Here is a 22,719-nt window from a genome sequence, read left to right on the forward strand (position 1 = left end):
TGTGAACGGTTGAAGTTGGCAGTGGGCTCCATCTTAGAAAAGTGCTCGGCTGGGCGCCATTGGGAAGGCTCCTAGTTTTGCGGAGGTGATTGCAACAAAATGCTTCAAAACCACCTGAACCACCACGCCCGTCAGCCGCCCAATGCCTGGACCTTTTGTAGCAGCGTGGGCAACAGGGCCGCGAGATGGTTCAGCAACGTCTTGACGAGCGTGGAGAGCATGGCGAGCCAGACCATGACGGCCGCCACGCTCTTGAGCGAGGTGGACAGCGAATACAGGTTGAGCTGGGGCGCAAAGCGATTCATCAGCCCAAGGGACAGATCAATCGCATAGAGGACCACCAAGGCGGGCGCGGCAAGCATAAAGCTCAGCCCCGCAAACTGGGCAAACGCGCTTTCGAACAAGGCCACACCGCCGCGCTGCACGGCGAGTCCTGGCTGCGCGAGGGGCCAGAGCAAGAAGCTCTCCATGAGCACGCCAATCCACAGCATCATGCCCCCGGAAAACATGAACACGTAGACCGCCAACCGTCCTAGGAATGCCCCAGACAGTGACGTCTGGCGACCCGAGAGCGGATCGGTCACCTGCGCCTGCGACAGCCCACTGGCGCCATCGACGATCTCGCCCGCAGCAGCGAACGCCCACAGCACGGCAGCGAGCAGCATGCCCAAGGCCAAGCCGAGAAAGGCTTCCTTGGCGAACAGGCCGATCCAATGGGAAACGCTCCAGCCGAGAACGTTGACGGCGGGCTGCATGGCCAGAGTAACGACACCGAACGCCAGGAACACCGCGCCACGCACAAGCTGCGGAACCGTGTCTTGCGACAGGACCGGCAGGAGCAAGAACGCCATCGCAAAACGGACGCTGGCCAGCGCAGCCAGCATGGCGAGTTCGCTGACGTTGTGGATGGCGGCAAAGGTGTCTCCCATGGCTTGAGCGCGTCACTTCTTCACGAGGGCGGGGAACTCCGTCATCACACGGTCAGTGAACCGATAGAGAGTGCCCCCCAGCAATGAGGCCGTGATGAAAATGGTGAGCACGATGGCGAAAAACTTGAGTGCGTACTGCAGCGTCTGTTCCTGAATCTGGGTGGCTGCCTGCACCAAAGCGACAAGCAGGCCGACCAAGGCCGCCACCATCACAGGGGGAGCGGAGAGCAGCAGCACCAGCCACAGTGCCTGGTACATGAGTTGGATGGTCTGGCTTTCAAACATGGCGTTGTTGCTGCAAGGTGAAGAGGCGCGGTGTGCTCATACCGGTCAGTAAGACAGCACGAGACCATGGGTGAGCTTGATCCAACCATCCACCAGCACGAACAGCAAAAGCTTGAACGGCAGGGAAATGGTGGTGGGGGACAGCATCATCATGCCCATGGCCGTGAGGATGTTGGCAATGACCAAGTCAATGATGAGAAAGGGCAGGAAGATGAGAAAGCCGATCTGAAAGGCCGCCGACAACTCACTCACGGTGAATGCAGGAACGACCACGACAAAGTCACGTTCGCTCAGTTGTGCGGCACGTTCTGGGCTGAGGCTTTTCTGTGCGGTCTTGAGAAAAAAAGCGCGTTCGTGCGCCGAGGAGTGCTTGATCAGGAAATCCCGCAGCGGCTCTTTGGCCGCATCGGCCACAGCCAGCATGCCGGAGGTACTGCCCACATTCGAGACGCTGCGGGCACGCTCAGCCATGTCCAGGCCCACCGGCAGCATGACGTAGATGGTGAGCACCAACGCCATGCCGTTGAGCACGACATTGGGCGGCACCTGTTGCAGCCCAAGGGCATTGCGCAAGAGGCTGAGCACCACAATGATTTTGGTAAACGATGTCACCATGACGCCCACGAATGGGGCCAGCGAGACTACGATCACCGTGATCAGTGCCGATGACGGGGTAAATTGTGTGAGATCCATGCGTTCTATGAGGGCCAGCGGCAGTGCCGCCACCCCGTTCTCCCGGGTTGTTGTTGGGTTTCAGCGGGTTTCGCCAGACGGCTCGAAAGGGTGAGAGGCTGCTGCTTCAACCTTGAAAGCGTGGCCTCTGCCTAACGGCAGGAGGCCGCCCGAGACGCGCACGGCTCCGGCTTGGCGCACCTGCACTGCCAGGTTCTGGGCATGCAATGGCAGCGCAGCCGACCGCGTAGCTGTTGGTGACCATCCCAGCCAATGCTCCAGCGGTACAGACAAAGGGGCTACCAACACGACATCAGCCTGCTCTGATGCGTCCAGCGGCGCCGTGCATGGCACGCGCGTCGTCCCCGTATCGGCACACAATGGGTCCAGCGTGAGCTGCTCCAATGACACTTGGCCACGTCTCCATTGACCGCTGCGCGGTGCCAGCCGATGGAGAGGGTCGCGTGCGGTGATGGGCCAGTCAGTGCCGAATGAGGGGGCGAGCCAAAGCAAACTGCCGATGGGGAGGCAATCCAGTTCATCGCCATGCAAATGGTCAATGCAGACCTCGGCCTCCACTTGGGGCCAGATCACATGAGGTGCCTGTAGCCATGGGGGCGGGGCCGTGCGCAAGGCCGACCAAGGCAACCTCAGCCTGGTGCCTGCAGGAGCCAACGCAGGCGCGCGCACCACAGCCTCGCACCAGGTGGCAGGGTCAGACGCATCGCAAGGCAGTGGTTCGGGTGCCAACTCCCAGGGCGCTAGCTGCCACTGCTCAACGGCACTGACCAAAGGCTCGGCCTTGGCCATCTCCAACATCAGTTGCGGCCCCGTCAATGGCCCAGGGGCAAGGGCCAAGGCATCCATGGGCAGCAGCAAGCCTGCCACTGACGCCCCCAGATGTCCCTTGAAATACAGAACCGCTGATGGAGTGGCATCTCGCGCCATGGCCGTGGGCTCAGGACTCGATGTCATCGTCAAAGCCGACATCCTCCAGCCCCCCGGCACTGCGCTCACGCAGGCGGTCACGCAGCCGTTCCAGGTGGGGCGCCAGTTGTTGCCGGGTGGAGGCGTCTCCTCCCACTCGCAACTGCCATTGGCCCGCGCCGGTTTGAGCCAAACGCAGCGCCAGCGTAGCGGCCTCGGCCCCACCCAGCGGCACCTGCATGCGCAGTGGCTGCCCCACGCCCAGGACACTGGTCTGCAAAACCGTAGGTATGGCATCCGGCAATGGGCTGGTGGGCAGCGCGGGCTGTGCGACGGCAGTGTGCCCTCCCAGCCCAGCCGAATCGCCCCCCAAGGTCTGCCCGCTGTGCCCCACCAAAGGCGGCAAATACGGCATCAGGCCGGGCAAAGGCAGGCCAGCATCGGCGGGCGTGTGCTCAGACGTTTCAGCCTCTTCTGGCTCATCATTCCCCCTGTCGCGAACACGTCGGATCGCAGCATCGAAGTCACGTCTCGCCTGGACTGGGGCCTGTGCCCATGGGTTCGCCGATGGCGTACTCTGCAATGGAGCGACCTCTCGTGCCTTGGACGAGGTGGTTTGGCGGATTTCACTCATGCCCTGGTTTCCTCATGGTTCTGGTCGCATGGGTGGGTCTTCGCGATCAAGTCGCATCTCTTGCTCACGCCGCAGGCCCTTGCGGGCATCGTCCCGCAGCGTGGTGCAGGCCTGGTGCTGTGCCACCGCGTGCAGCCACGCGTCGCGGGCAGCACCGGACCGGTTCTGGGCATTGAACAACTCTTCCTCCTCGTCGATCAGTGCGTACTCAGAGCGCTCAAGTTGGTCATCCAGGACTTCTTGCGCCGCACTGGCGTAGGCGGCCAATGTGCCCAGGCGGGCGGCGTATTCGCCGATCAAGCTGCGCTGCAGGGCCAGTCGCTGGTCCTGTAGCCCCCGTATCTGGGCCTCACGCTCTTGCACCAACTGCTGCGCATTGCGCACGCCCAGTTCAGCACGCTGGTAGGTCTGCAGGGCTTTGCGCTCCCGCAGCTCACGCAGGCGCTGCAGCTGCCTGGCTGCAGCCAATTGCTGTGCATGGCTCACCGCAGTCATACACGGGCCTCCCCGTGTTCACCGCAGCATCGGATCGCAGGGCACGCCAGAGGCCTAGTGAGGGTCACAGGCCGCCGTCCAGAATGCCCAGGGGCCCAAGAGGGCAGTCGGCAGGATGGAGAAGACACGGCAAGAGTCATGCAGTTCTCAGTGCAAAAACTGCTGCAGCGCAGCGAGGGTTTCTTGAAAGGCCGTGCCTTCGTCAGGGCGCTGGCGCAGCAGTGCCTGCAGTGCGGGCTGCGCCGCGATGGCGTCGTCGGCCAAAGGGTCGCTACCCGGAGCGTACTCACCCACCTGGAGCAAAAACCGGATCTCTTCGTGCTTGGCCATAAGAGAGCGCACCCGCTGGGCGGCTTCTTGCTGCGGCTGACCGGTCACGCGGTTAAAAACGCGGCTGGCACTGGCCAGCACATCGATCGCCGGGTAATGCCCAGCCTGCCCCAGCTGGCGGGAAAGCACGATGTGCCCATCCAAAATAGAGCGGGTTTCTTCCGCCACAGGGTCGGAGCCGTCTTCATCCTCTGCCAGCACGGTATAAAAAGCGGTGATGGAGCCATGCGCATCGTTGCCCGCACGCTCGAAAAGGCGCGGTAACTCGGCAAACACGCTGGGCGGAAAGCCCCGCCGCACGGCGGGCTCTCCGACGGACAGTCCGATCTCGCGCAGAGCCCGGGCATACCGCGTGACAGAGTCCATCATGAGCAGCACACGCTTGCCCTGCTCGCGAAAATGCTCGGCGATGGCCGTCGCGGTTTGCGCAGCCCGCAAGCGCTCCATGGCAGGGCGATCGGAGGTGGACACCACAATCACCGAACGTTCCAAGCCCTTCGCACCAAGGCTGTCCTCCAAAAACTCACTGACCTCTCGGCCACGTTCGCCAATGAGCGCAATGACATTGACATCGCTCTGGGCAAGCTTGGCCAGCATACCGAGCAACGTTGATTTACCCCCACCGGCCATGGCAAACACGCCCAGTCGCTGGCCCTCACCTACCGTGAGTAGTCCATCCAAAGCACGTACGCCCGTCACGAACGGGGTGTCAATCGGACGCCGGGTCAGGGGGTTGGGCGGATCTGACTGAAACGAGCGCAGCGGCAAGCCCACAGGAAGGGGCCGCCCATCCAGGGGGTTGCCAAATGCGTCCAGCACGCGCCCCAGCAACGCATCCCCCACAGGCACGAACGTGCCAGTGTCCAAAGCCTCGACCTCAGCCCCCATGGACACTCCGAGCAAGTGCCCCAGAGGAACCAGAATGGCATCGTGCTCGCGCAAACCCACCACTTCGGCCCGCAGGGGTGGGTTATGCAGTTGCGCAGGGTTGCGTATGAGGCACTGCTGGCCAATGGAAACCCGCAGACCGCTCACTCGCAAAGTGGTCCCAAAGGCTTGCACCACGCGTCCGCGCGCAGCCACGGGCTGCAGCGACCTGAGGGATGCCAGCACGGCTGGATCAAGCAATGGGCGGGGGGAGGTATCCAGGGTCATGGCATCCAGGGCAATGTTGCAACGTCGGTCATTCAGTCCGCAGGAGCACCTGCCGCTGACCAACTTCCAGCTGCTGAGTAGCATGGGCCAGCATGTCATCCAGTCCCGCCAGCAAGGCGCCTGCTTGTGACTCCACCACGCAGGTCAGTCCCTCCAGAGTCGGGTCGGGCAGACACTGCACAGACAGAGGCAATTCCCGCAGCGACAGTTGGGCACGCACACCCTCCATCAGGGATGGCGGCAATCTCAGCCGCACCGGCTGTGGTGGAACGACCTGCTCCAAAGCCCGCACGGCCAAGGCTGTGACCACCTGATCAGGGGCAATTTCTGCAGCCATGCAACGCACCAGCCCTGATGCCAATTTGACCAATGCGTCGCGCAGCTCATCGCGCTGGTCTTGCAGTTGCCGGGATAGATCGTGCAGTGACTGGGATAACTTTTGCGCCGACTCTTCAAGTGCGATCGCCTTGCCTGCTTCATATCCGGCGAGATAGCCACGCTCTTTGGCCTCAAGCTCTGCAGCGGCCACCGTCTGGCCGCTGCTGTCCATCAATTGCCGCAGGGTGGTGAGCAGCGCCAAGGCGTCCTGAAGAGGAGCCACGTCTTGCGGCGGCACCACACGGGATGTCGTGACCACAGACAAGAGAGCGTCGTGGTGAAGCGTGAGTTGGTAGCTCATGGCGTGTCTGTCGTGTAGGTGTGGTCCTGAGGCAGGACAGGCGCCAACCCAGCGGCCGCTGCGGTCGCATGGGCTTGCCGCAGCGCAGTCTGTGCCCACTCGGGGTGAACATCAATGGAATTCACTAACGCTGGCGCATCGGCCCATGACAGATGGTCAGCCAAGGCGTCACGACACGCATGCGGGCAACCCCACACCAGCAACGCCCGCCCCCACGCCACGACATATGCGGCGATGCTCTGCTGCGGCGGCAGCAGGGGTTTGGGGGCGCTGGCCAAAGCCAACGCCGGAATTTGGGTATCTGTGTTGAGGACCGCACTGAGCGCCTGAGGCCCCACAAGCCCAACGATGGGGGCCAACTGCCGCCCATCAATGCAAGATCGCAGCGACAACTTGAGCCAACCCAGGCCAGCCAGGGCACACAGGGCTTCGCGCGAAGCGATCGGCCAGACAACCCACAGCGGGCACTCATGCAATTGCTGCCAACTCCATGGCAGGCCGTGCAACTCCTTTGCCAGCACGGCCCGCGCACGGCGATTGCCAGCCGCCTGGGTGAGGGCGCACGCAGTCCCGCCCATATCAGTCGATGCAGACGAGGGGGCGTGCGCCATAGCGGTTGCGCTCAAGTGGTCGATGCTTTCCACTCAGGCTCAGGCCTCACTGGCCATGCTCGTCGGTGCCGCTTCGACCACAGGGGCCTTGGCACGCCGCAATGGCGCTACAGCGGCATCCACCATCGATGCCAAGCCCCTCTGCGGCGAAGGCTGCACTGCGGCCTCACGGCGTTGCCACCAAGCGGCGACAACAACGCCCCCCGCAATCAGAAAACCCAGGCCCATGACGAACAACAGCAAGCTGCCATATTGGGACCAGAGGGCAGATGCCAACGATTGGGGCGCAGCAGGCGGAATGGGTTCTGCGGGAAACAATGCCACGGTCACGTTGTCATAAGGCAGCCCTTCCATGGCATTGACAACCAACGCCTTGATCTTGCCCGTCTGCTGGCTCAGGTCCACACCAGGCCGATGCTTGATGAACACCGATGCTGTCGAGTGTTGCGGTTTGTCAGACAGCGGATTTTTCTCTGGCACTGACACATGCACTCGGGCTTGCACCACACCGTCGATATTGGAAAGCGTATTCGACAACTCCTGCGAAAGAGCATGGGTGAAGCGGGCGCGCTCTTCCAGTGCCGAAGACACAAAGCCTTCTTTCTTAAAAACCTGGCCAATGGTGTCAAACGACTCCTTGGGAAAGCCACCTGCCTGCAAAACTTCAACCGCTCGGGAAAAGTCGCTGGAACGGGTACTCACGACAAAGGCTTTGCCGTCACGCGATGCCGCTTTGTCGGCCTGGAGGCCGGCATTGCGCAGCACGGCAACCATTTCGTTGGCCTGTCGCTCACTCAATTGACCATAGAGATCCTGCTGCGAACAAGCGCTCAGGCAAATGAGCAAGACAGGGGCGACGGAACGCCATAGGCGGAAAGTTCTCACACTCGATCCTGCGGGGGAAAGCGGTCTCATTCGAAGGACTCTGGCCACTCAAGCCTGTTGCCTGAACAATTGCTGCAGACCATCCGATGTACGGTTGGCAATGTTGGCGGTGAGCTGGCTGTGGAACAAGAACTCTTGAGCCCGCACGGTCAGCATGACCATTTCTCCGGGGGTCATATCGTTGCCTGCGGCCATGGCGGCCTGGGCATGCTCCTCCAGCGAGACAGCCTCGGCATTGATGTGCTCCAGCGGCTTGAACAATGCTTGCATTCCCTCGCCCGGCGCAGATACAGGCTGGGCATTGAGGGTGCTGACGCCACCGGCTTGGGCTCGCGCCAAGGCCTCATGAAAGCCGGACATATCGGTGAGCGAAATGCCGTAGCCCGCGTGGACGCCGCCACTGCCAAGCAAGGCGGAAGTGTCAGCACCTGGGGCGCCAAGGCCCATGGACAGGGTGGAGTTCATCAGTTCACCGCCACATTACTGCTTGCGCGCCATGGTTTCCAGGGCCGTGCCAACGGACTGCAGCGAGGTGTGCGCGCTGTTGGACATGAATCCCATTTGCTGTGCCAGCATCGTCATGTGGGTGATGTGGGCAGGCTTGTCGTTGCCATCGGCCAGCGCGTCGCCAGCGGCTTCAATTTCACTGGCCTTTGCATCCAGTGTCTTGCCCCAGGCATCGGCCATGACTTCGTACCAGCTTGACCCCTTGCCGCTGCGGCTTTGGGTGCCGGTCATGCCGGTGGTGGCCATCATGGCCAGTGGGTTGATGGAATTGCTCATGCGTTGACTCCTTCAAGGAAACGCTGGCGGACATCGCCAGCTTGGAACGTTGAAATGCAGGAAAAATGGCGCTGCAGCACAGACATGCGGCAGGGCGCTAACAACTCAAAAGGCCAGCACGCTGCCAACACCGTCGCGCTCCATCTGGACCTTGTCTGGCAGGATGGAAACAATGCGGTGGCCACTAGGCAACATGGCACCTTCAAAGTAGCGGGTTCCATCCACAGTGACCAAGTAAGCGGGTTCCCCCGGAACAACGGCCGCTACGCGCTTACCTGGATCATTGATGCCAGAGGCCGCTGGTGGAGGCGCTGGCGGCGCATCGTTGGCGGCAACCAGTTGTTTGAGGCCTGGAACGTCGCGCCGGGCCGCAGACTGCACGTGCTCCAGCAGTTTGGAGTCGCTGATGGCGGTTTGCACACGCACGACCCCGGGGCCGGTGGCACGGACTTCAGCAGCGACTCCGTTGAGGCGATACACCTCGGCCACGCTGGCCGCCACCTGTTCATTGACCCAGACAGACAACCTGGCAGGGGAACGGTCGGTCAAGGCTTTTTCCAGTCTTGTGCGCTCTGCCTGGGACTCCAGGTGCCCGGTCACAAAAAGCTGCCCATTGCGCGATTCCACGTTCAGGGCTGTCAGGCCGAGGTGCGAGAGGGTCTGGCGAATGTTCACCGCCTGCTCTTGAGGGCTGAGCGTAGAAGGCCCCATCGCCCAAGCCAGCGTCAACGTACAAACGGAGACACCGAACAGAGCGGTTCCAGCCAGCATGAGACGGGACGTCCAGCTGCGCCGTGGCAGTGGTGCCATTTTTTCCCCTGAGGAAGTCGCGGCAGGGGCCGCCTCAGGGGGCTGGACTTCTTCAGCATGGGTGCTCTCGTTTTGCACCGTCTCCTGCGCCTGGGGCGCAACGTTTCCGTCGAACAGGCCAGCCCATTGGGATGCTCCCATCTTCCCAACGGCCATGCGCACCCCACCCACCGAAAAGGGGACGTACAGAGCCAACCCATTACGCCCTCCGGGCAGCAAAGCGTGGTCGGCCACGGTGCAGTCGCCCTGCTCAGCCTGAAGCACCAGGCCATCTTCAGCCGAAAACGAGAGGACGGCACTGCCCTGCGCCTGTTGCAGCACCACTTCGCTAGACCAATCGCGGCCGATACGCAGCGTCTGACCCGGCTGCATTACCGATGAAGCGCCTCGCTGCTCGCCACTCAATACACGAAGTTCGTACAAAGGTTCTGTGTTCATTCCACGGGACTCCTGGACCCAGACTTTCGGACGGTGATCACTGTGATTGCTCACCCCAGCCCTGCTGCAGACCCGTGCTCGGATTGACCGGCTCAACGGGGCGGGCGGGCGGGGACGGCTCTTCCATGGCCGGGACGGGCGGTGCTGCAACGGCACCGCCCGGACGCAGCGGGCCCATCGGGGCACTGGCACTCATCGATCGGCGCGCAGGGATCAGGCGCGGCGAGATCAGGAACAATCGCTCCACGCGTTCATGCTGATCGGTGTTGGAGCGAAACAAGCTACCCGCCAAAGGAATGTCGCCCAGTAAGGGGACCTTTGACACGCCCTCGCTGGTGGACTCTTTAACCATGCCGCCAATCAGCAAACTCTCCCCCGCCACAATCAGGGCCTGGGTGTTGATGGAAGAGCGTTCGACAATCGGGATCGAATCGACTTGGCTAGCGCCACTGATGCCACCGTCTTCGATCTGGACGAGCAGCTTGATGCGGACATCAGAGCCGTCCTGGAAGACATGGGGCGTCACACGCAGCGAAGTGCCGGCAGAGACCTTGTACAGATCCACTTGTTCGCGACCTGCCACACGCACATAGAAGCTCTTGTTGGTGTCGAACAGTGCTTCGACGTTGGACAGCGTCATGACCTGCGGGCTGGAGACGACACGCGCCACGCCCTTGTTCTGCAGCGCATTGATGCGGGCTGCAAAGTTATTGCGCCCACCCAGCACCAACGACATGAAGCCCCCCTGCCCTGCCGGAGTGATGTTTTGCACAGGCGTGGACCCCAGAAGGCTGTTGTCGCTGCTCGATCCATTGCCAAACAAGAAGGAGTAGCGATCGCCTGTCAATCGCCAGTTGATTCCCAGCTCACGCAGTTTGTCGGTACTCAGATCGATGATGGTGGCCTCGATCTCCAGCGCCTGAGGCTCGATGTCCAGGGACTTAATGAGCTCATCGTAGTAAGGCAAACGCTCAGGCAGATCGCGCACGATCACCGCATTCAGACGGATATCGGCCTCAACTCGGGCCTGATTGGCAGCCGACGAGGCGCCAAGACCGTCGAGCAGGGAGGCATCCACACTAGCGACCTGAACGCCACCAGGACGGTTACCCCAAGCTTGCTGCACCGTTTCTGCGGTGGCCAGCATGGGATTGGCGCCCGAGGCCCCCAGCGTTCCCTGGCGCGCCAAGCCCTGCCCACGCAGGCCAGGCTCTGAAGCGCCCCGGTACTGGGTTAACGCTGGCGACGGATTGCCCCTCTGCGCGGTCAACAGCGACCGCAAAATGCTGGCCACGCCGGGAATCACAGTCACAGTGCCACCGTACTGCGCACTCACGTCCTGCGCCCAAGCGTATTTCAGGTAATACACCTTGAAGCCCACGGGCGCCAGCGTAGTGGACTGGCTTTGCTGGCCCGAGGCCAACTCTCCCACCAGTTCGACAAACCGGCGGTTGCCATTGGCAATCAATCCACCACTCTGACTGACCCGCAGGGTATTGCGTGAGTCCATGACCTGCATGTCTCGGGCAGTGCTGATCACCTGCCGTGCATCGCCCTGGCGCATCGCAAAAGTGCGCGTGGTGACTTCGTTGGGTGTGTAGATGTGCACCACCGAGCCATCGTAGTAAGCCATCAAACCAAAGGATTTTTGGATGTTGGAAAAAACGCGCTCGGTAGGCCCTCGAAACACGCCATTGACGGCACCTTTGACGTTGGCGCTGACAGAGACGGGCACATCCATGGTGCCGAAAAAGTCTTGGAGGAATGCGGCGATCGGCTGCTCGCGCACCGTCATGTCAACCTGCCGGTCTTCAAAAGGAATGGGGGTGGCATGCACGGCCCCAGCGCTCAGCGCCAACCCCAAGGCACAACCGGCCACCCACAAGCGCCAGCCGCGCTCAAGCGGTACAGCGGTGCCATGCGCCAAGTGCTTTCGCACTTCTGCACTCTTTTTCACTCCCAGATCAGAACTCATTTTTTTATGTCAATGGAAAGGTAAAACACACAGCCGGCGGATCGCTGGCTACTTCTCTTGTGACGCGGCCTCCAGCATGGGCGCATCGTCTTTTCCGACATGGGCCAGCACGCCCAAATGCAAGGTCGGGATCAACTCGTGGTAGCTGAGGACTGGCGTGTCAAAGCACTCCACCTCAATCAGCTTGCGAACATGTCGCCGGATGTCCACCGCTGTGACGATGGCCGCAGGCTGGTGACGGCCCACGGCCTCTGTGAATTTCTGAATCAGTTGCGTGGTCTGGGCAGGGTCCAACGCCAGCTGCTGCACTCCGCCATTGACACGCACGGCACCGCGCAGCATTTCCTCGATAGACGGATCGATCAGCAAGGCATTCAGCCGTCCAGCAGGCGCATACCGATAGCACAGCTGGCGCTTGAGACCAATACGCACCAACTCGGTCAATGCAAAGACGTCTTTTTCTCGCTGGGCAGCATCGGACAGGGTTTCGAGAATGTCCCGCAGATTGCGAATGGCCACCTCTTCCTCCACCAAACGCCGAAGAATCTCTGCGACGCGGGCCAACGGCAAGGCTCGCAAGGTTTCCTTCACCACGTCGGGGAGATCCACACTGGCGCGTGTGAGCAAATGGTTGGTTTCCTGGGTTCCCAGAAAAAGCGATGCATTGCGGCGCAGCGCCTCGCGCACGGCCATAGACAGCGCGGCAGGCGCACCTTCGGACACCATGGCGCCCTGGGCGACGGGAACCTCATGCACCATCAGCCGCCACGGAGCCTGCGCACCCAGGTTTTCCAAAGCCAGCGCGCCCTGCTCGCCAGAGAGTGTCCCTGGGCCGTTGGGGCCTTGCACGACATGAACGTCAATGCGGGGCAATCGCAGCCCCAGGTGCAGTTGAAAGTGATCCAACACACCTTCCAGGCCATGCAAAAGCTCGCGGCTGGCTTCTGCCGTGAGGCGGCCAGACGGCAACTCCAGCAGCAGCGGTACGTTAGGGCGTGCGGGAATGGCGTCGGTGGACATCAAATCGGGAGCATCAGCCGCCCGTCGGCGCACTGCCACCACCTTCGGGCCAACCCAGCGGTCCCAGCGCTCACGCAAGGCCGGGGTAAGCATCGCCCCCGTGACAAAGAAGGCCATGCCCAGTAAACCAAACACCACCGCAGGAAACCCCGGCACCGCAGCAAACAGCAAACACAAGCCACCCGCAACCAACAGTACGCGCGGCTTGGCAGTGAGTTGCCGCCCAATAGCGTCGCCCAAATGCTTGTCGTGCTCATCATCGGTCGTGCGCGTCACCAGCAAGCCTGCCGACATGGCACCCAACAGTGCAGGAATCTGCGTCACCATGCCATCACCGATGGCCAAGATGCAGTACTTGATGGCTGCCGCCGACATGGGCATGCCTTGCTGCAACACGCCCACAGCAAGACCACCGAGCAGATTGATGATGATGATGATGATGCCGGCGATGGCATCACCCTTAACGAACTTCATCGCACCATCCAGGCTGCCGTTGAGCTTGCTTTCGCTTTCCAACTGCCGCCGCCGGCGACGCGCCTCATCTTTGTCAATCAGGCCGGATCGCAGATCCGAATCGATCGACATCTGTTTGCCAGGCATGGCATCGAGGGAGAACCGAGCGGCCACCTCCGCTACGCGCTCAGAGCCTTTGGCAATCACGATGAACTGCACCACCGTGATGATCAGAAAGACCACAAGACCCACAACCAGATTGCCACCAGCCACCATGTTGCCGAAGGTGTCGATGATGTGCCCCGCTTCGCCATGCAGCAAGATCATGCGCGTCGTCGCAATCGACAGCGACAGCCGAAACAAGGTGCTGATGAGGAGCACGCTCGGAAACACCGAGAACTCCAGCGGATTGGCCACATAGATGGCCAACAGCAGCAGCAACACGCCACCAGAGATGTTGACGGCCACCAGCGTATCCAGCGCCCAGGTAGGCAGTGGCACGATCATCAGCGCGATGATGGCAACAATGCCCGCCACCAAAACGATGTCGGTGTAACGCGCTAAGCCACCCCCTCGGTGATCGACCCGTGCAGCCGACCTGAAATAGCTCGCAAGGCTCACAGCGAGCCTTTCTCGGAGATCACTGCAGACAACCCGACCTGACTGCGACTGACGTTGCGCAACACAGCGTACTCCGCCAGCACCTTGCGCACGTATTCCTGTGTTTCCCGATACGGAGGGATACGGCGTCCATGCTTTTCAACGGCCCCCTCGCCCGCGTTGTAGGCGGCCAGCACCAGTTCCAGGTCATTGCCGAACCGTTGCTGCAGGGTCTTGAGGTATCTGGCGCTCACCTGCAGATTGGTCTGCGGGTCATGCAACTGGTCGGCCCCCTCTACGCCAAACCTGCGGGCTGTCGGCAGGATCACTTGCATCAGCCCTCGGGCACCAGCGGGTGATATGGCGTCAGGCTGGTGCCGTGACTCGACCCGTGCAATCGAATGCAGCAGCAGCGGGTCGATATCGTGCTCGCGCGCTGCGTGGTCGACCAGCGGCGCAAGGCCTGCAGGCCCATGGGTTCGCACTTGCAGGGACTTACTGGCGCGCACCGAAGGCTGCGACTTGGAATCTGGGCGCTGCTGCGCAGCGCGCGCACCAGGCCGCGGCGTGCTCACAATGCCCACATTCAGCAGACGAGACGAAGAGTGTCTGTACACCCCCATCTGCGCTGCCAGCACAGGCCGACCTGCCTTGCCCGAAGCCGCCTGGCACCCCCGTAAACGCACCTGCTCTTCACGCTCAGCAGGGGTGAGCAGTTGGTCCCACCCTGCTGCACATGCCACTGGTGCTGCCAGGACAGCCTCTGCGCCCCCGGCGTAGGCAACGCTGGCGAACGCCGCCCCCAGCAAACCCCAGGGGGCCACCCAGCGTCGGCAAGCCATGCGCAGCGCGGCACTGGAGACGTGATGAAACAAAGGGTGACGCACGGGAGGCATTTCTTTTTGGAATAGGTACAGACACGCAAGTGTTTGCGTACAACTTGTCGAATTTGTGGCAAAACGTGCCGCATCCCGTATCCATTTGTCAGCAACGAAACACAAATGCATTCGCACCACAATGGTGCTGTCGCATTTGTGCTTGCACCTTGTTTCAACATCCCTGTCGTTCCAGTCAGACTCCCCGACACTTCTGGACACCTTCAGGCGAAGGGCCCTCGCAGAACACCATCGCCGAGTCATCGACCCCAAAACGCGACGCAAGCATCGCCGCAGGGGGGCATCCCATGGTCTTGGCTGGCGCGCAGGCAGCCCCTCATGTACCGGATTTATCAACCTTCCCATCGACCCTCCAAGAGGACACAACAGCCATGGCAGGTACCGACGACAGTGGCGACAAGACAGAAAAGCCCACCCCCAAGAAGCTGCAGGACGCACGCAAAAAGGGAGAGGTTTCAAAAAGCAAAGACCTCACTGCCACGGCAACCCTGTTGACCGTGCTTTTGCTGGCCACGGTGGCACTTCCGCTCATCGGCCAACAGCTGACTGCACTCATCGACATCAGCCTGAGCGCACTGCGAGAACCCTTTGCCACCGCCATGCCCCGCCTAGTGCAACAGGCGCTGGTCACACTGCTGTCCATCGTTGCGCTGGTCATCGTGCCGGTTGCCGTGGTGGGAGTGCTGGTGGAGTTTCTGCAAGCTGGCCCGGTGTTGACGATGGAGAAAATCAAACCCAAGGCAGAGCACCTGAACCCCGCCAGCGGGCTCAAGCGCATGTTCTCTCTCGACAACCTCGTCGAGCTGCTCAAGTCCATCCTCAAGACGGCCCTGGTTGGCACCATTGCCTGGCTGGCGCTGAAGACCTTGCTACCGGACCTGCCCCTGCTCGCCAACAGCCGACCTGAAACCGTGGGCTCAGCGCTCTGGCACGCCAGCTGGACACTCCTGGCGTGGGCCACCGGTTCGTTCCTGCTGGTGTCCGCGCTGGACCTGGCCTGGCAGCGCTACACCTTCACGAAAAAAATGCGCATGAGCATGCGGGACATCCGCCAGGAAATGAAAGATGCCGAAGGCGACCCCCACCTCAAAGGCCAACGCAAGCAGTTGCAGCAAGAGTGGGCCCAACAAAGCGCCAACAAGGCCGCCGCTGGCGCACACGTGTTGGTCGTCAACCCCACCCACGTGGCGATTGCGATTGACTACCACCGCGATCGCTGCCCCGTGCCCACAGTGACGGCCAAGGCCCGGGACGACGACGCCCTGGCCATGCGCGAGGCGGCACAGGAAGCGGGCGTGCCGGTGCTGCGCAACATCGAACTGGCGAGGCAACTGCTCGCAGACACAGAAACCGGTGACATCGTGCCAGCCGAGCTGTTCGACATCATCGCCACCGTGGTCCTGTGGGCACAGGACGTGCGCCACGAGCTGGAGCTGGCACAAGAACGCGCAAACAACGCGACACCGAATACAGGCCCGCGTGCAGCCAAGCGCCCCGCCCCGGCGAAGACCTCACCCGCTACGGCCCTGCAACCGCAAACACCGAGAGCCAGACCGCCAAAGGCGCGCGCTGGCGCAAACACCATTTCTCCCGCTACGTCCCTCGACGCTGGCGGCAGCACAACCCATCCTCGTCACAGCCATGACCACAACGCCAAGACACGACGCATCCCCAGCCTCCCCCCAAAACCCAAACAACGGTGCAGGCGATGTGGCAAACGCCACGGTCGCCCCCTCCACACCCACCCAGGCCCTCACGGCGACAACATCGACACCAGACGCAGGCACCCCAATGTCTTCTGGCCCTCTGGCAAGCGTGCTGGGCAGTGCACTGGCGCTGGCGTTTGTGCTCGCCCTGGCATGGCTGTTCTTGAAACTGCTGCACCGGGCCAGTACCTTGCGCTCGGGTCAAGCAACATCCCCGCTGCAAATCGTTCAGCACCTGTCACTGGGTGGACGCGAACGGGTGCTTGTCGTGCGCAGCGGTGACCAAGAGTACCTGCTCGGCGTCACCCCTTCGCAGGTTCAACTGCTGGACAAGCGCCCACACCAGTCGACTAGCGCCAGTCCAACGGACAGCTAACGCTATGCCATTGCCAACCGTGCTCGCTTGTGGTCATTTAGGCCTCTAGCGCTTTCTCATCAAGCGCTGGAAGCTATTCATTTGATAGCAATTGCCTGCCTTGCAATCAGCGCCCCATAGGTGTTCTTCCCAGCTAGGGTGATTCCCAGCTAGGAAGCATCCCAGTTACGCACAGCGCAGAGCCTCGGCACACTGCGCCGCCATGCAAGTCACATCGTCCGGCGCCGCCGCAGTGTGGGATACCCCCACCATCGAGCCCATCCCCCCCGCATCTGTGGATGCCTACGACCCAGGCAGCGTAGACACCTTTGACACGGTCGACACCAAACCCTTGCTGCTCGACGGCGGCGCGGGCTATGACACGGGCTACAACAAACCTCTCTTGGTGGACGAAGCCCCGGTCTACGAAACCGTGTCCACCAAGCCCTTGCTGATCACCGACGACGGCAGTGGTGATGTGACATACGGCGTGAACAAACCTCTGCAGATTGACGGCGCCCCGGAATTCGTCACGGTATCCACCAAGCCCTTACTGATCACCGACGACGGCAATGGCGATGTGGCGTATGGCGTGAACAAACCCCTGCAGATTGACGCTGCCCCGGAATACGTAACAGTCCACACCAAACCCCTGCTGCTGACACCCGCCCAAGTCGCCAGCCCCGACGCTGCCACGGCAGTGGCCGCCCCCAAAGCCAGCGCCATGGAGATTGCAGCGCTGGAGTTGCTGCTGGCCGAGCCCGCCAACCAGGAAATGATTGCCCAGTTTGGCCCCACGCTGACGCCGCTGAACACCGGCACCGACGTGGGCAGCGGCATCCAGGCACGCTTTGGCACAGACCTGGGGGCGCGATTGACGCAGTTGCAGGAAGCGCAAAACAACGTGCGCGGCCAATTCCTCAAAGCCCTGGACGAGGCCCAGCAACACCCTGGGCCCAATGTGGTGGGCAGTGAGCTCGTGCAGCTGTACAGCAGCAATAACGACAGCGGCGATGTATCAGAGCAAACGCTGCTCCACGTCACGCACCCTATCGACGTTGCGCAAACGAAGGCGGTTTGGGACAAAGCCAACCAGTTTGTCAGCGGGGTGAGCAACGAATGGCGCTTCACCGACCCCGCTGAATTCGCCAAAGCCTACGCCGCAGGCGACAGCCCTACGCAAAAAGCGTTTGCGCTATTGCACGGCAAAGAGCCACTGCAGTTCCAGCCTGAGCAGATCCACAACCAAACCGATGCAGGTGTGGACAGCACCCCCGCGCATTACAAGCTAGGTGAGGCCAAGCTGGTCATGGGTGGCCAGACCGTGGACGACAACGGCAACCCTGGCGACTGGCGTGACGCCACCCTGGAAAAAACCCAGCTCACCCCCGAACAAAACCGCAGGCTCATCAACAACGAATACCTGTGGTTTGACCCCGTCAACGGCTGGAGCACGGACCTGGAGAACAACATCCGGCCCAGCAACAGCTTCATCGACAAAGCCTTCCCCCTGGTGTTCGCTGGCGTCATGACGATGATGACGGCCGGCGCCTTCGGCATCACCGCCGCCAGTGCCAGCACCAGCCTGGGCCAAAGCATGGCCCTGGGCGCCATCAGCAGCGCCAACATGCAACTGGCCACGGGCGGCAAGATCAATCTGGGCAACATGCTGCGCTCGGCCCTGACAGCAGGCGTGACGTTTGGGGTGATGGACGTCTCAGGCGTGAGTGGCGCCCTGCAAAGCACCGAGCTGGCCACCCGCACCCTGGGCCACCTGGGCAAAGCTGGCCTGCAAGGCCTGCTGCAAGAAGCCAGCGGCGGCAAGTTCAAGGACGGCCTGACCAACAGCCTCATCTCCAGCGTGGCGGGAGAAGTGGGCAAGAGCCTGGAGAGCCAGATCACCGCGCTCAGCAAGGACGGGACGCTGAACGTGCAAGAAGCCAGCACCCTGCGCCTGATGAGCCGCGCCGCCAGCAGCGCCGTGCGCGTGGCAGGCAGTGGCGACGCAGCCGCAGGCTTTGCCAGTGACTTTCTTGGCGGGCTGATGGAAGAGAACAACCCGTTTGCAGGCAAAGCAGACGCTGGCGGCAAGGCAGACAAAACGAATAAGACCGAAAACACCGGCAACACCCGCCAAGGCGACAAACCCAACAACGAGTGGGTGCAGAACCTCGGCTCCAGCGACGTAGACCCCACCCAGGCCCAAGGCCTGCAGCCCGGGCGCAGCAGCCAAGGCCTGCGGGTCTCGGACGATGCGCTATCGAACTGGAGCGATGAGATCGACGGCGGTATCCGCCTGAACGGCAGCATGGCCCCCGAGTCGCCCGCCATCAACGAGGCCGTCGTGGGCAAGGGTCAGGGTCCACTGGCAGCATTGGCCGCCGCCGGGCTCAGTGCCCAGGAGCAAAGGGCGGCCTACGGCCAGCTGCTGGCCAGTGGTCAGGTGCGGCTGAACGCGCAGGGCGTGCCCGTGGTGCAGCCGGGGCAGGTGCTGCGGTTTGACTTGTCGGATACGAGCGCGGCGCAGCTGGGTGGGCGGGCTATTGCGGCCGAGAGTGGGGGAAGGGCGCAAAGAGACGCCGCCGCTGAGAACACCAACAATGCGGGCGGTGGCCGAGGATTTGTGAATCCAGCACCAGCGTCCGAGTATGGAAACTACCCTTTTGCGGGGCGCTCTACGATCACCGATCCCAGTGCCTATACCGATCCGCGTCAGCGGGTTATGACGCTGGCGAGCATGTCGGACATGCCCATAGATAGTTTTAGCGCAGCAGAGTGGAGAGCTGCAGCCTCGGAATACAAGCAAATCCAGGGCAAAGACTTCTCTCGCGACGCCATCTATAACGGACTGTGGACCAAGGCGGCAGCGTTGGAAAATGCTGCAGGCAAAGGGTTTAGCCGGGATGCGATCAACGACATCACGGGCTTTGCGACGGAGGAAGGGCTGCACGCGCAGGTCGGAATGGCCATGGGAGGTGCGCTGGGCCGGGGGATTGGCAACAGACTGGGCGGCAGTGTTGACAATGCGATGGGGGCTGCGGGAAAGACGCCGGATGGAAATAGGCCTCAGAACGGTTCGGGTGTGAGTGGAGTAGAGGCTGCGAGCAGCAGGGACATTTCGAACAATGGAGGCGTCGAACTTGCTGAAGGCGCCTCCTCTCTCATTGGCGCTAACAGAGCAGTCATTGATCCACGCAAGCTTACCGATTACGCACTGAACCCTGCCCATCCGGTCGGGGGAAACAAAGCACGGGTGTTTGAGTCAGCACTTGGATTCACCAAGAGTAACGCTGATGATCTGATGAGCCAACTTCGTCAAGGTGTGATGAATTACACACCCATCGCGGGTAAGGTCGATCAGTTCGGAAGTCGCTTTACGGTAGATATACCTGTAACTGGTCCAGCAGGCAGTGGCGTTGTTCGAAGCGGCTGGATATACAAACCTGGTTCAAATGTGCCTGAAATGACAACTATCTTTGTGAAGTGATGCAGACAATGAAGCCAAAGATAAATGACGCTGTGGAGCTCATTGACGCAATTCCGAGCGAATCGCTAGCCAAGGGCGCAATCGGTGTAATCGTCGAAGAGTTCACAGAACCAGAGAGCGCTTACGAAATCGAGTTCTGTGATGAAGAGGGCGTAACCGTTGCTCAGATTGCGTTACGCCCCAACCAATTTAAATTGATGGGTTCACTCTTCCAATGAAAACATCGCCCATACCCGCAACGCAACTAGAGCGTTTTATGAACTTTACTCATTGAGGGCAAAGCCGCGAGTAGAGTTTGCGCATGCCCCGCAAGCCCTACACAACGGACGTCAGCGATGAAGAATGGAGCTTCACTGCCCCATATCTGACCTTGATGGACCAGCACGCGCCCCAGCGAGAGAACGATCTGCGGGAAGTCTTCAACACCCTGGGAGTCGGTCTATCAGCAGAGCCGGCGCTGGCTGGATGCGGGTTGCCTCGAGGCGATGGTCTCGGACCTGCGCTCCAGCATTCGCGTAGCGCAGGGTCGCCAAGGTCAGCCCAGCGCCGTAGCGATGGATGGGCACACGTTGCAGTCGAGCTGCGAGAGCGGCCCGAGTGCGGGCTACGACGCTACAAACGCAAGCGCGGCAGCAAAGTCCACATGGCCGTGGACACGCTGGGCCACCTGCGGGCGGTGCATGTCACGCCAGCGGACGAACAGGAGCGCGCCCAAGTGCAGCGCCTGTGCGAAGACATGCAGTAGGCCACGGGCCACACGGTGCAACTGACATGGGCAGACCAGGGTTACACGGGTGAGGCCGCATCGAAGGCGGCGCAAGCAAACGCGATCGACCTGCAGATTGTGAAGTTGCCTGAGGCGAAGAAGGGCTTCGTGCTGCTGTCCCGGCGCTGGGTGGTAGAGCGCAGCTTCGGCTCGCTGGCGAGATTTCGCAGGCTATCGCGGGGCTACGAGCGACTGCCCGAAGTGCCCGGCGGGCTGCATTTCCTTGTCTTTGCAATGCTCATGTTGCCCGCTGCCGCACGAGTGCTGGCCGGGGCAGGAAGTTCATAAAACGCTCTAGGCTTCGTCAACAGTACAGGGGCAATCCAATGGGGTGCGGGAACGTTCAGTGTTGCAGCCGCAAACGGTCCCGAGTTCTGCAACACATGCAGCGGCAAGGAACCGTGGTCCTCGCCTACCGCCACGCACTACCCACCCGTCGGCCCCTGGTGAAACACCAGCTCCTGCACCACCTGCCCGCCCACCAAGTGCTCGGTAATGATGCGGTCCATGTTCGCGGGGGTCACGTCGTAATACCAAGTGCCGTCAGGCTGCACGCACATCACCGGGCCGCCTTTGCAGGCGGCGAAACAGCTGACCCTGCTGCGTTTCACGCGCAGTTCCCCATCGTTCAAACCCGCGGCCTTGAACTTGGCGCCCAGGCTGTCAAACAGGTCTTGCGCCTCACCGTTTTGGGTGCAACGCGGACCGGTGCAGATGAGCAAATGACGGCGGTAGTCACCAATCTTGGGGCGCACGACCTCGGGGGTCGTTGCATCTGCGGCCACAGCCGCGTTCGCGCTGTCGGTGCTCATGCTTCGGCCTCCTCGGGGGCGTCCTGCGCTGCGGCTTCCAGCGGGTTTTCGAGGGTGTCGCGGATGTACTCCACCGGCAAGCGGTGGCGCTGGGCCAGGGCCTCGATGGTGTCGCCCGCAGCGTGGTCGGCAAACAAGTTTTCGAGCCAGCCGTTGAGCCCGGTAGAGAGCGACCGGCCCGGGCGTTCGCCCTCGCGCGTGGTGCCGCCCGCTTGCACGTCGTATTTGTTGGCATAGCCGCGCGGCGTGACCATGAGGCCGTTTTGCACCACGGTGTTGCTGTTGCCGATGAGCACGGTGCTGAGCATGCCGATGTCGGCATCGCTCATGTGCGCCAGCGTGGTGAACTCGATGCGCTCACGGCGGCGGTAGGCGCTCTTGACGATGGCCACGGGGGTATCCGGGCTGCGGTGGCGCAGGAACAGGCGCTGCGCCTCTACGATCTGGCGCGTGCGGCGGCCGCTCTTGGGGTTGTAGAGGGCCACCACAAAATCGGAGTAAGCCACCGCGTCCAGCCGACGCGCAATGGTGGGCCAGGGCGTGAGCAAGTCCGACAGCGAGATGGCGCAAAAGTCGTGCGTGAGCGGCGCACCCACGCGGGCCGCGCAGCTGTTGAGGGCCGAGGCTCCGGGCACCACTTCGACCACGATGCTACCGGGCTCGGGCGTGCCGTTTTCATCGACGGCGGGCGGCGTCCACCCGGCCTGGAAAAGCACCTCGAACGTGGGGCCGGCCATGCCGTACACGCCTGCGTCGCCCGAAGAGATGAGCGCCACTTTCTTGCCTTCGCGGGCGCGGGCCAACGCTTCGATTGCGCGGTCCAACTCCTCGGTCATGGACTTGCGAATGATCTCCTTGCCCTCGATGAGATCAGCCACCAGCTTGATGTAGGTGACGTAGCCAATGATGGTGTCGGCTTCGGCAATGGCGGCGCGCGCGCGCGCCGTCATGTGCTCGGTGCTGCCGGGGCCGATGCCCACGAGCATGATTTTTCCTGCGGTCATGGGATCAGCCCT

General features: G+C 61.9%; 20 protein-coding genes and 2 pseudogenes. 5 read left to right on the forward strand and 17 right to left on the reverse strand.

Annotated features, from left to right (window positions below):
• Nucleotides 1–131 precede the first annotated feature (131 nt).
• The 15 genes from sctT to EAG14_RS21720 form a co-directional block, all read right to left on the reverse strand.
• Nucleotides 132–929, reverse strand: coding sequence for a type III secretion system export apparatus subunit SctT (sctT, locus tag EAG14_RS21645; RefSeq protein WP_121730106.1), 798 nt, complete (start codon nucleotides 927–929; stop codon nucleotides 132–134).
• 12 nt (nucleotides 930–941) lie between these two features.
• Nucleotides 942–1,214, reverse strand: a complete 273-nt coding sequence (gene sctS, locus EAG14_RS21650) for a type III secretion system export apparatus subunit SctS (RefSeq protein ID WP_099742604.1) — start codon at nucleotides 1,212–1,214, stop codon at nucleotides 942–944.
• Nucleotides 1,215–1,259: 45 nt separating this feature from the next.
• Nucleotides 1,260–1,907, reverse strand: coding sequence for a type III secretion system export apparatus subunit SctR (gene sctR / locus EAG14_RS21655; protein ID WP_121730107.1), 648 nt, complete (start codon nucleotides 1,905–1,907; stop codon nucleotides 1,260–1,262).
• Nucleotides 1,908–1,967: 60 nt separating this feature from the next.
• Entirely contained in the window at nucleotides 1,968–2,861 is an 894-nt protein-coding gene (locus EAG14_RS21660; RefSeq protein ID WP_162996063.1) for a hypothetical protein, read from the reverse strand.
• On the reverse strand, nucleotides 2,845–3,447 hold the full coding sequence (locus tag EAG14_RS23005) for a hypothetical protein (RefSeq protein ID WP_162996064.1): 603 nt from the start codon (nucleotides 3,445–3,447) through the stop codon (nucleotides 2,845–2,847). The genes EAG14_RS21660 and EAG14_RS23005 overlap by 17 nt, the downstream gene beginning before the upstream one ends.
• Nucleotides 3,448–3,459: 12 nt before the next feature.
• The gene (locus tag EAG14_RS21670; RefSeq protein ID WP_121730110.1) at nucleotides 3,460–3,942 is read right to left on the reverse strand and encodes a hypothetical protein; all 483 of its coding nucleotides are present in this window, start codon (nucleotides 3,940–3,942) and stop codon (nucleotides 3,460–3,462) included.
• Between the two features lie 147 nt (nucleotides 3,943–4,089).
• A complete protein-coding gene (locus tag EAG14_RS21675; RefSeq protein WP_121730111.1) occupies nucleotides 4,090–5,427 on the reverse strand; it encodes a FliI/YscN family ATPase in 1,338 nt (445 codons plus the stop codon).
• 28 nt (nucleotides 5,428–5,455) lie between these two features.
• Nucleotides 5,456–6,106, reverse strand: a complete 651-nt coding sequence (locus EAG14_RS21680; protein WP_121730112.1) for a FliH/SctL family protein — start codon at nucleotides 6,104–6,106, stop codon at nucleotides 5,456–5,458.
• Between the two features lie 650 nt (nucleotides 6,107–6,756).
• A complete protein-coding gene (gene sctJ / locus EAG14_RS21690) occupies nucleotides 6,757–7,650 on the reverse strand; it encodes a type III secretion system inner membrane ring lipoprotein SctJ (RefSeq protein WP_162996065.1) in 894 nt (297 codons plus the stop codon).
• Nucleotides 7,651–8,067, reverse strand: a complete 417-nt coding sequence (locus EAG14_RS21695; RefSeq protein ID WP_233195091.1) for a hypothetical protein — start codon at nucleotides 8,065–8,067, stop codon at nucleotides 7,651–7,653.
• Between the two features lie 15 nt (nucleotides 8,068–8,082).
• Nucleotides 8,083–8,385, reverse strand: coding sequence for a hypothetical protein (locus EAG14_RS21700; protein ID WP_099657321.1), 303 nt, complete (start codon nucleotides 8,383–8,385; stop codon nucleotides 8,083–8,085).
• 105 nt (nucleotides 8,386–8,490) lie between these two features.
• Nucleotides 8,491–9,633: a hypothetical protein gene (locus EAG14_RS21705; RefSeq protein WP_162996066.1), complete on the reverse strand. Its 1,143-nt coding sequence runs from the start codon at nucleotides 9,631–9,633 to the stop codon at nucleotides 8,491–8,493.
• A 37-nt stretch (nucleotides 9,634–9,670) separates the two neighbouring features.
• The gene (gene sctC / locus EAG14_RS21710) at nucleotides 9,671–11,608 is read right to left on the reverse strand and encodes a type III secretion system outer membrane ring subunit SctC (protein ID WP_121730116.1); all 1,938 of its coding nucleotides are present in this window, start codon (nucleotides 11,606–11,608) and stop codon (nucleotides 9,671–9,673) included.
• A gap of 48 nt (nucleotides 11,609–11,656) precedes the next feature.
• Nucleotides 11,657–13,618, reverse strand: coding sequence for an FHIPEP family type III secretion protein (locus tag EAG14_RS21715; RefSeq protein WP_240456878.1), 1,962 nt, complete (start codon nucleotides 13,616–13,618; stop codon nucleotides 11,657–11,659).
• An 80-nt stretch (nucleotides 13,619–13,698) separates the two neighbouring features.
• The gene (locus tag EAG14_RS21720; RefSeq protein ID WP_240456879.1) at nucleotides 13,699–14,568 is read right to left on the reverse strand and encodes a lytic transglycosylase domain-containing protein; all 870 of its coding nucleotides are present in this window, start codon (nucleotides 14,566–14,568) and stop codon (nucleotides 13,699–13,701) included.
• Nucleotides 14,569–14,948: 380 nt separating this feature from the next.
• Here EAG14_RS21720 and sctU point away from each other — a divergent pair.
• From sctU to EAG14_RS21740, 5 genes and pseudogenes are all read left to right on the forward strand, one after another.
• Nucleotides 14,949–15,932 (forward strand): annotated as a pseudogene (sctU, locus tag EAG14_RS23795) (type III secretion system export apparatus subunit SctU); the annotation flags it as partial.
• 436 nt (nucleotides 15,933–16,368) lie between these two features.
• A complete protein-coding gene (fliO, locus tag EAG14_RS23800; RefSeq protein WP_371414379.1) occupies nucleotides 16,369–16,659 on the forward strand; it encodes a flagellar biosynthetic protein FliO in 291 nt (96 codons plus the stop codon).
• A 202-nt stretch (nucleotides 16,660–16,861) separates the two neighbouring features.
• Nucleotides 16,862–20,125 (forward strand): DUF6883 domain-containing protein, encoded by a 3,264-nt coding sequence (locus EAG14_RS21730; protein ID WP_121730119.1) that lies wholly within the window; start codon nucleotides 16,862–16,864, stop codon nucleotides 20,123–20,125.
• 32 nt (nucleotides 20,126–20,157) lie between these two features.
• Complete coding sequence (locus EAG14_RS21735) at nucleotides 20,158–20,343, forward strand: DUF4926 domain-containing protein (protein WP_205603458.1); 186 nt, start codon at nucleotides 20,158–20,160, stop codon at nucleotides 20,341–20,343.
• An 83-nt stretch (nucleotides 20,344–20,426) separates the two neighbouring features.
• A pseudogene (locus tag EAG14_RS21740) lies at nucleotides 20,427–21,179 on the forward strand (IS5 family transposase).
• A gap of 137 nt (nucleotides 21,180–21,316) precedes the next feature.
• Here EAG14_RS21740 and EAG14_RS21745 read toward each other — a convergent pair.
• Together EAG14_RS21745 and cobJ are read right to left on the reverse strand one after the other, a co-directional pair.
• The gene (locus EAG14_RS21745) at nucleotides 21,317–21,703 is read right to left on the reverse strand and encodes a ferredoxin (protein ID WP_121730120.1); all 387 of its coding nucleotides are present in this window, start codon (nucleotides 21,701–21,703) and stop codon (nucleotides 21,317–21,319) included.
• A complete protein-coding gene (gene cobJ, locus EAG14_RS21750; protein WP_121730121.1) occupies nucleotides 21,700–22,707 on the reverse strand; it encodes a precorrin-3B C(17)-methyltransferase in 1,008 nt (335 codons plus the stop codon). Before cobJ ends, EAG14_RS21745 begins: the two co-directional genes overlap by 4 nt.
• Between the last annotated feature and the right edge of the window lie 12 nt (nucleotides 22,708–22,719).

It is taken from the genome of Acidovorax sp. 1608163 (assembly GCF_003669015.1).
GTDB lineage: Bacteria > Pseudomonadota > Gammaproteobacteria > Burkholderiales > Burkholderiaceae_C > Acidovorax.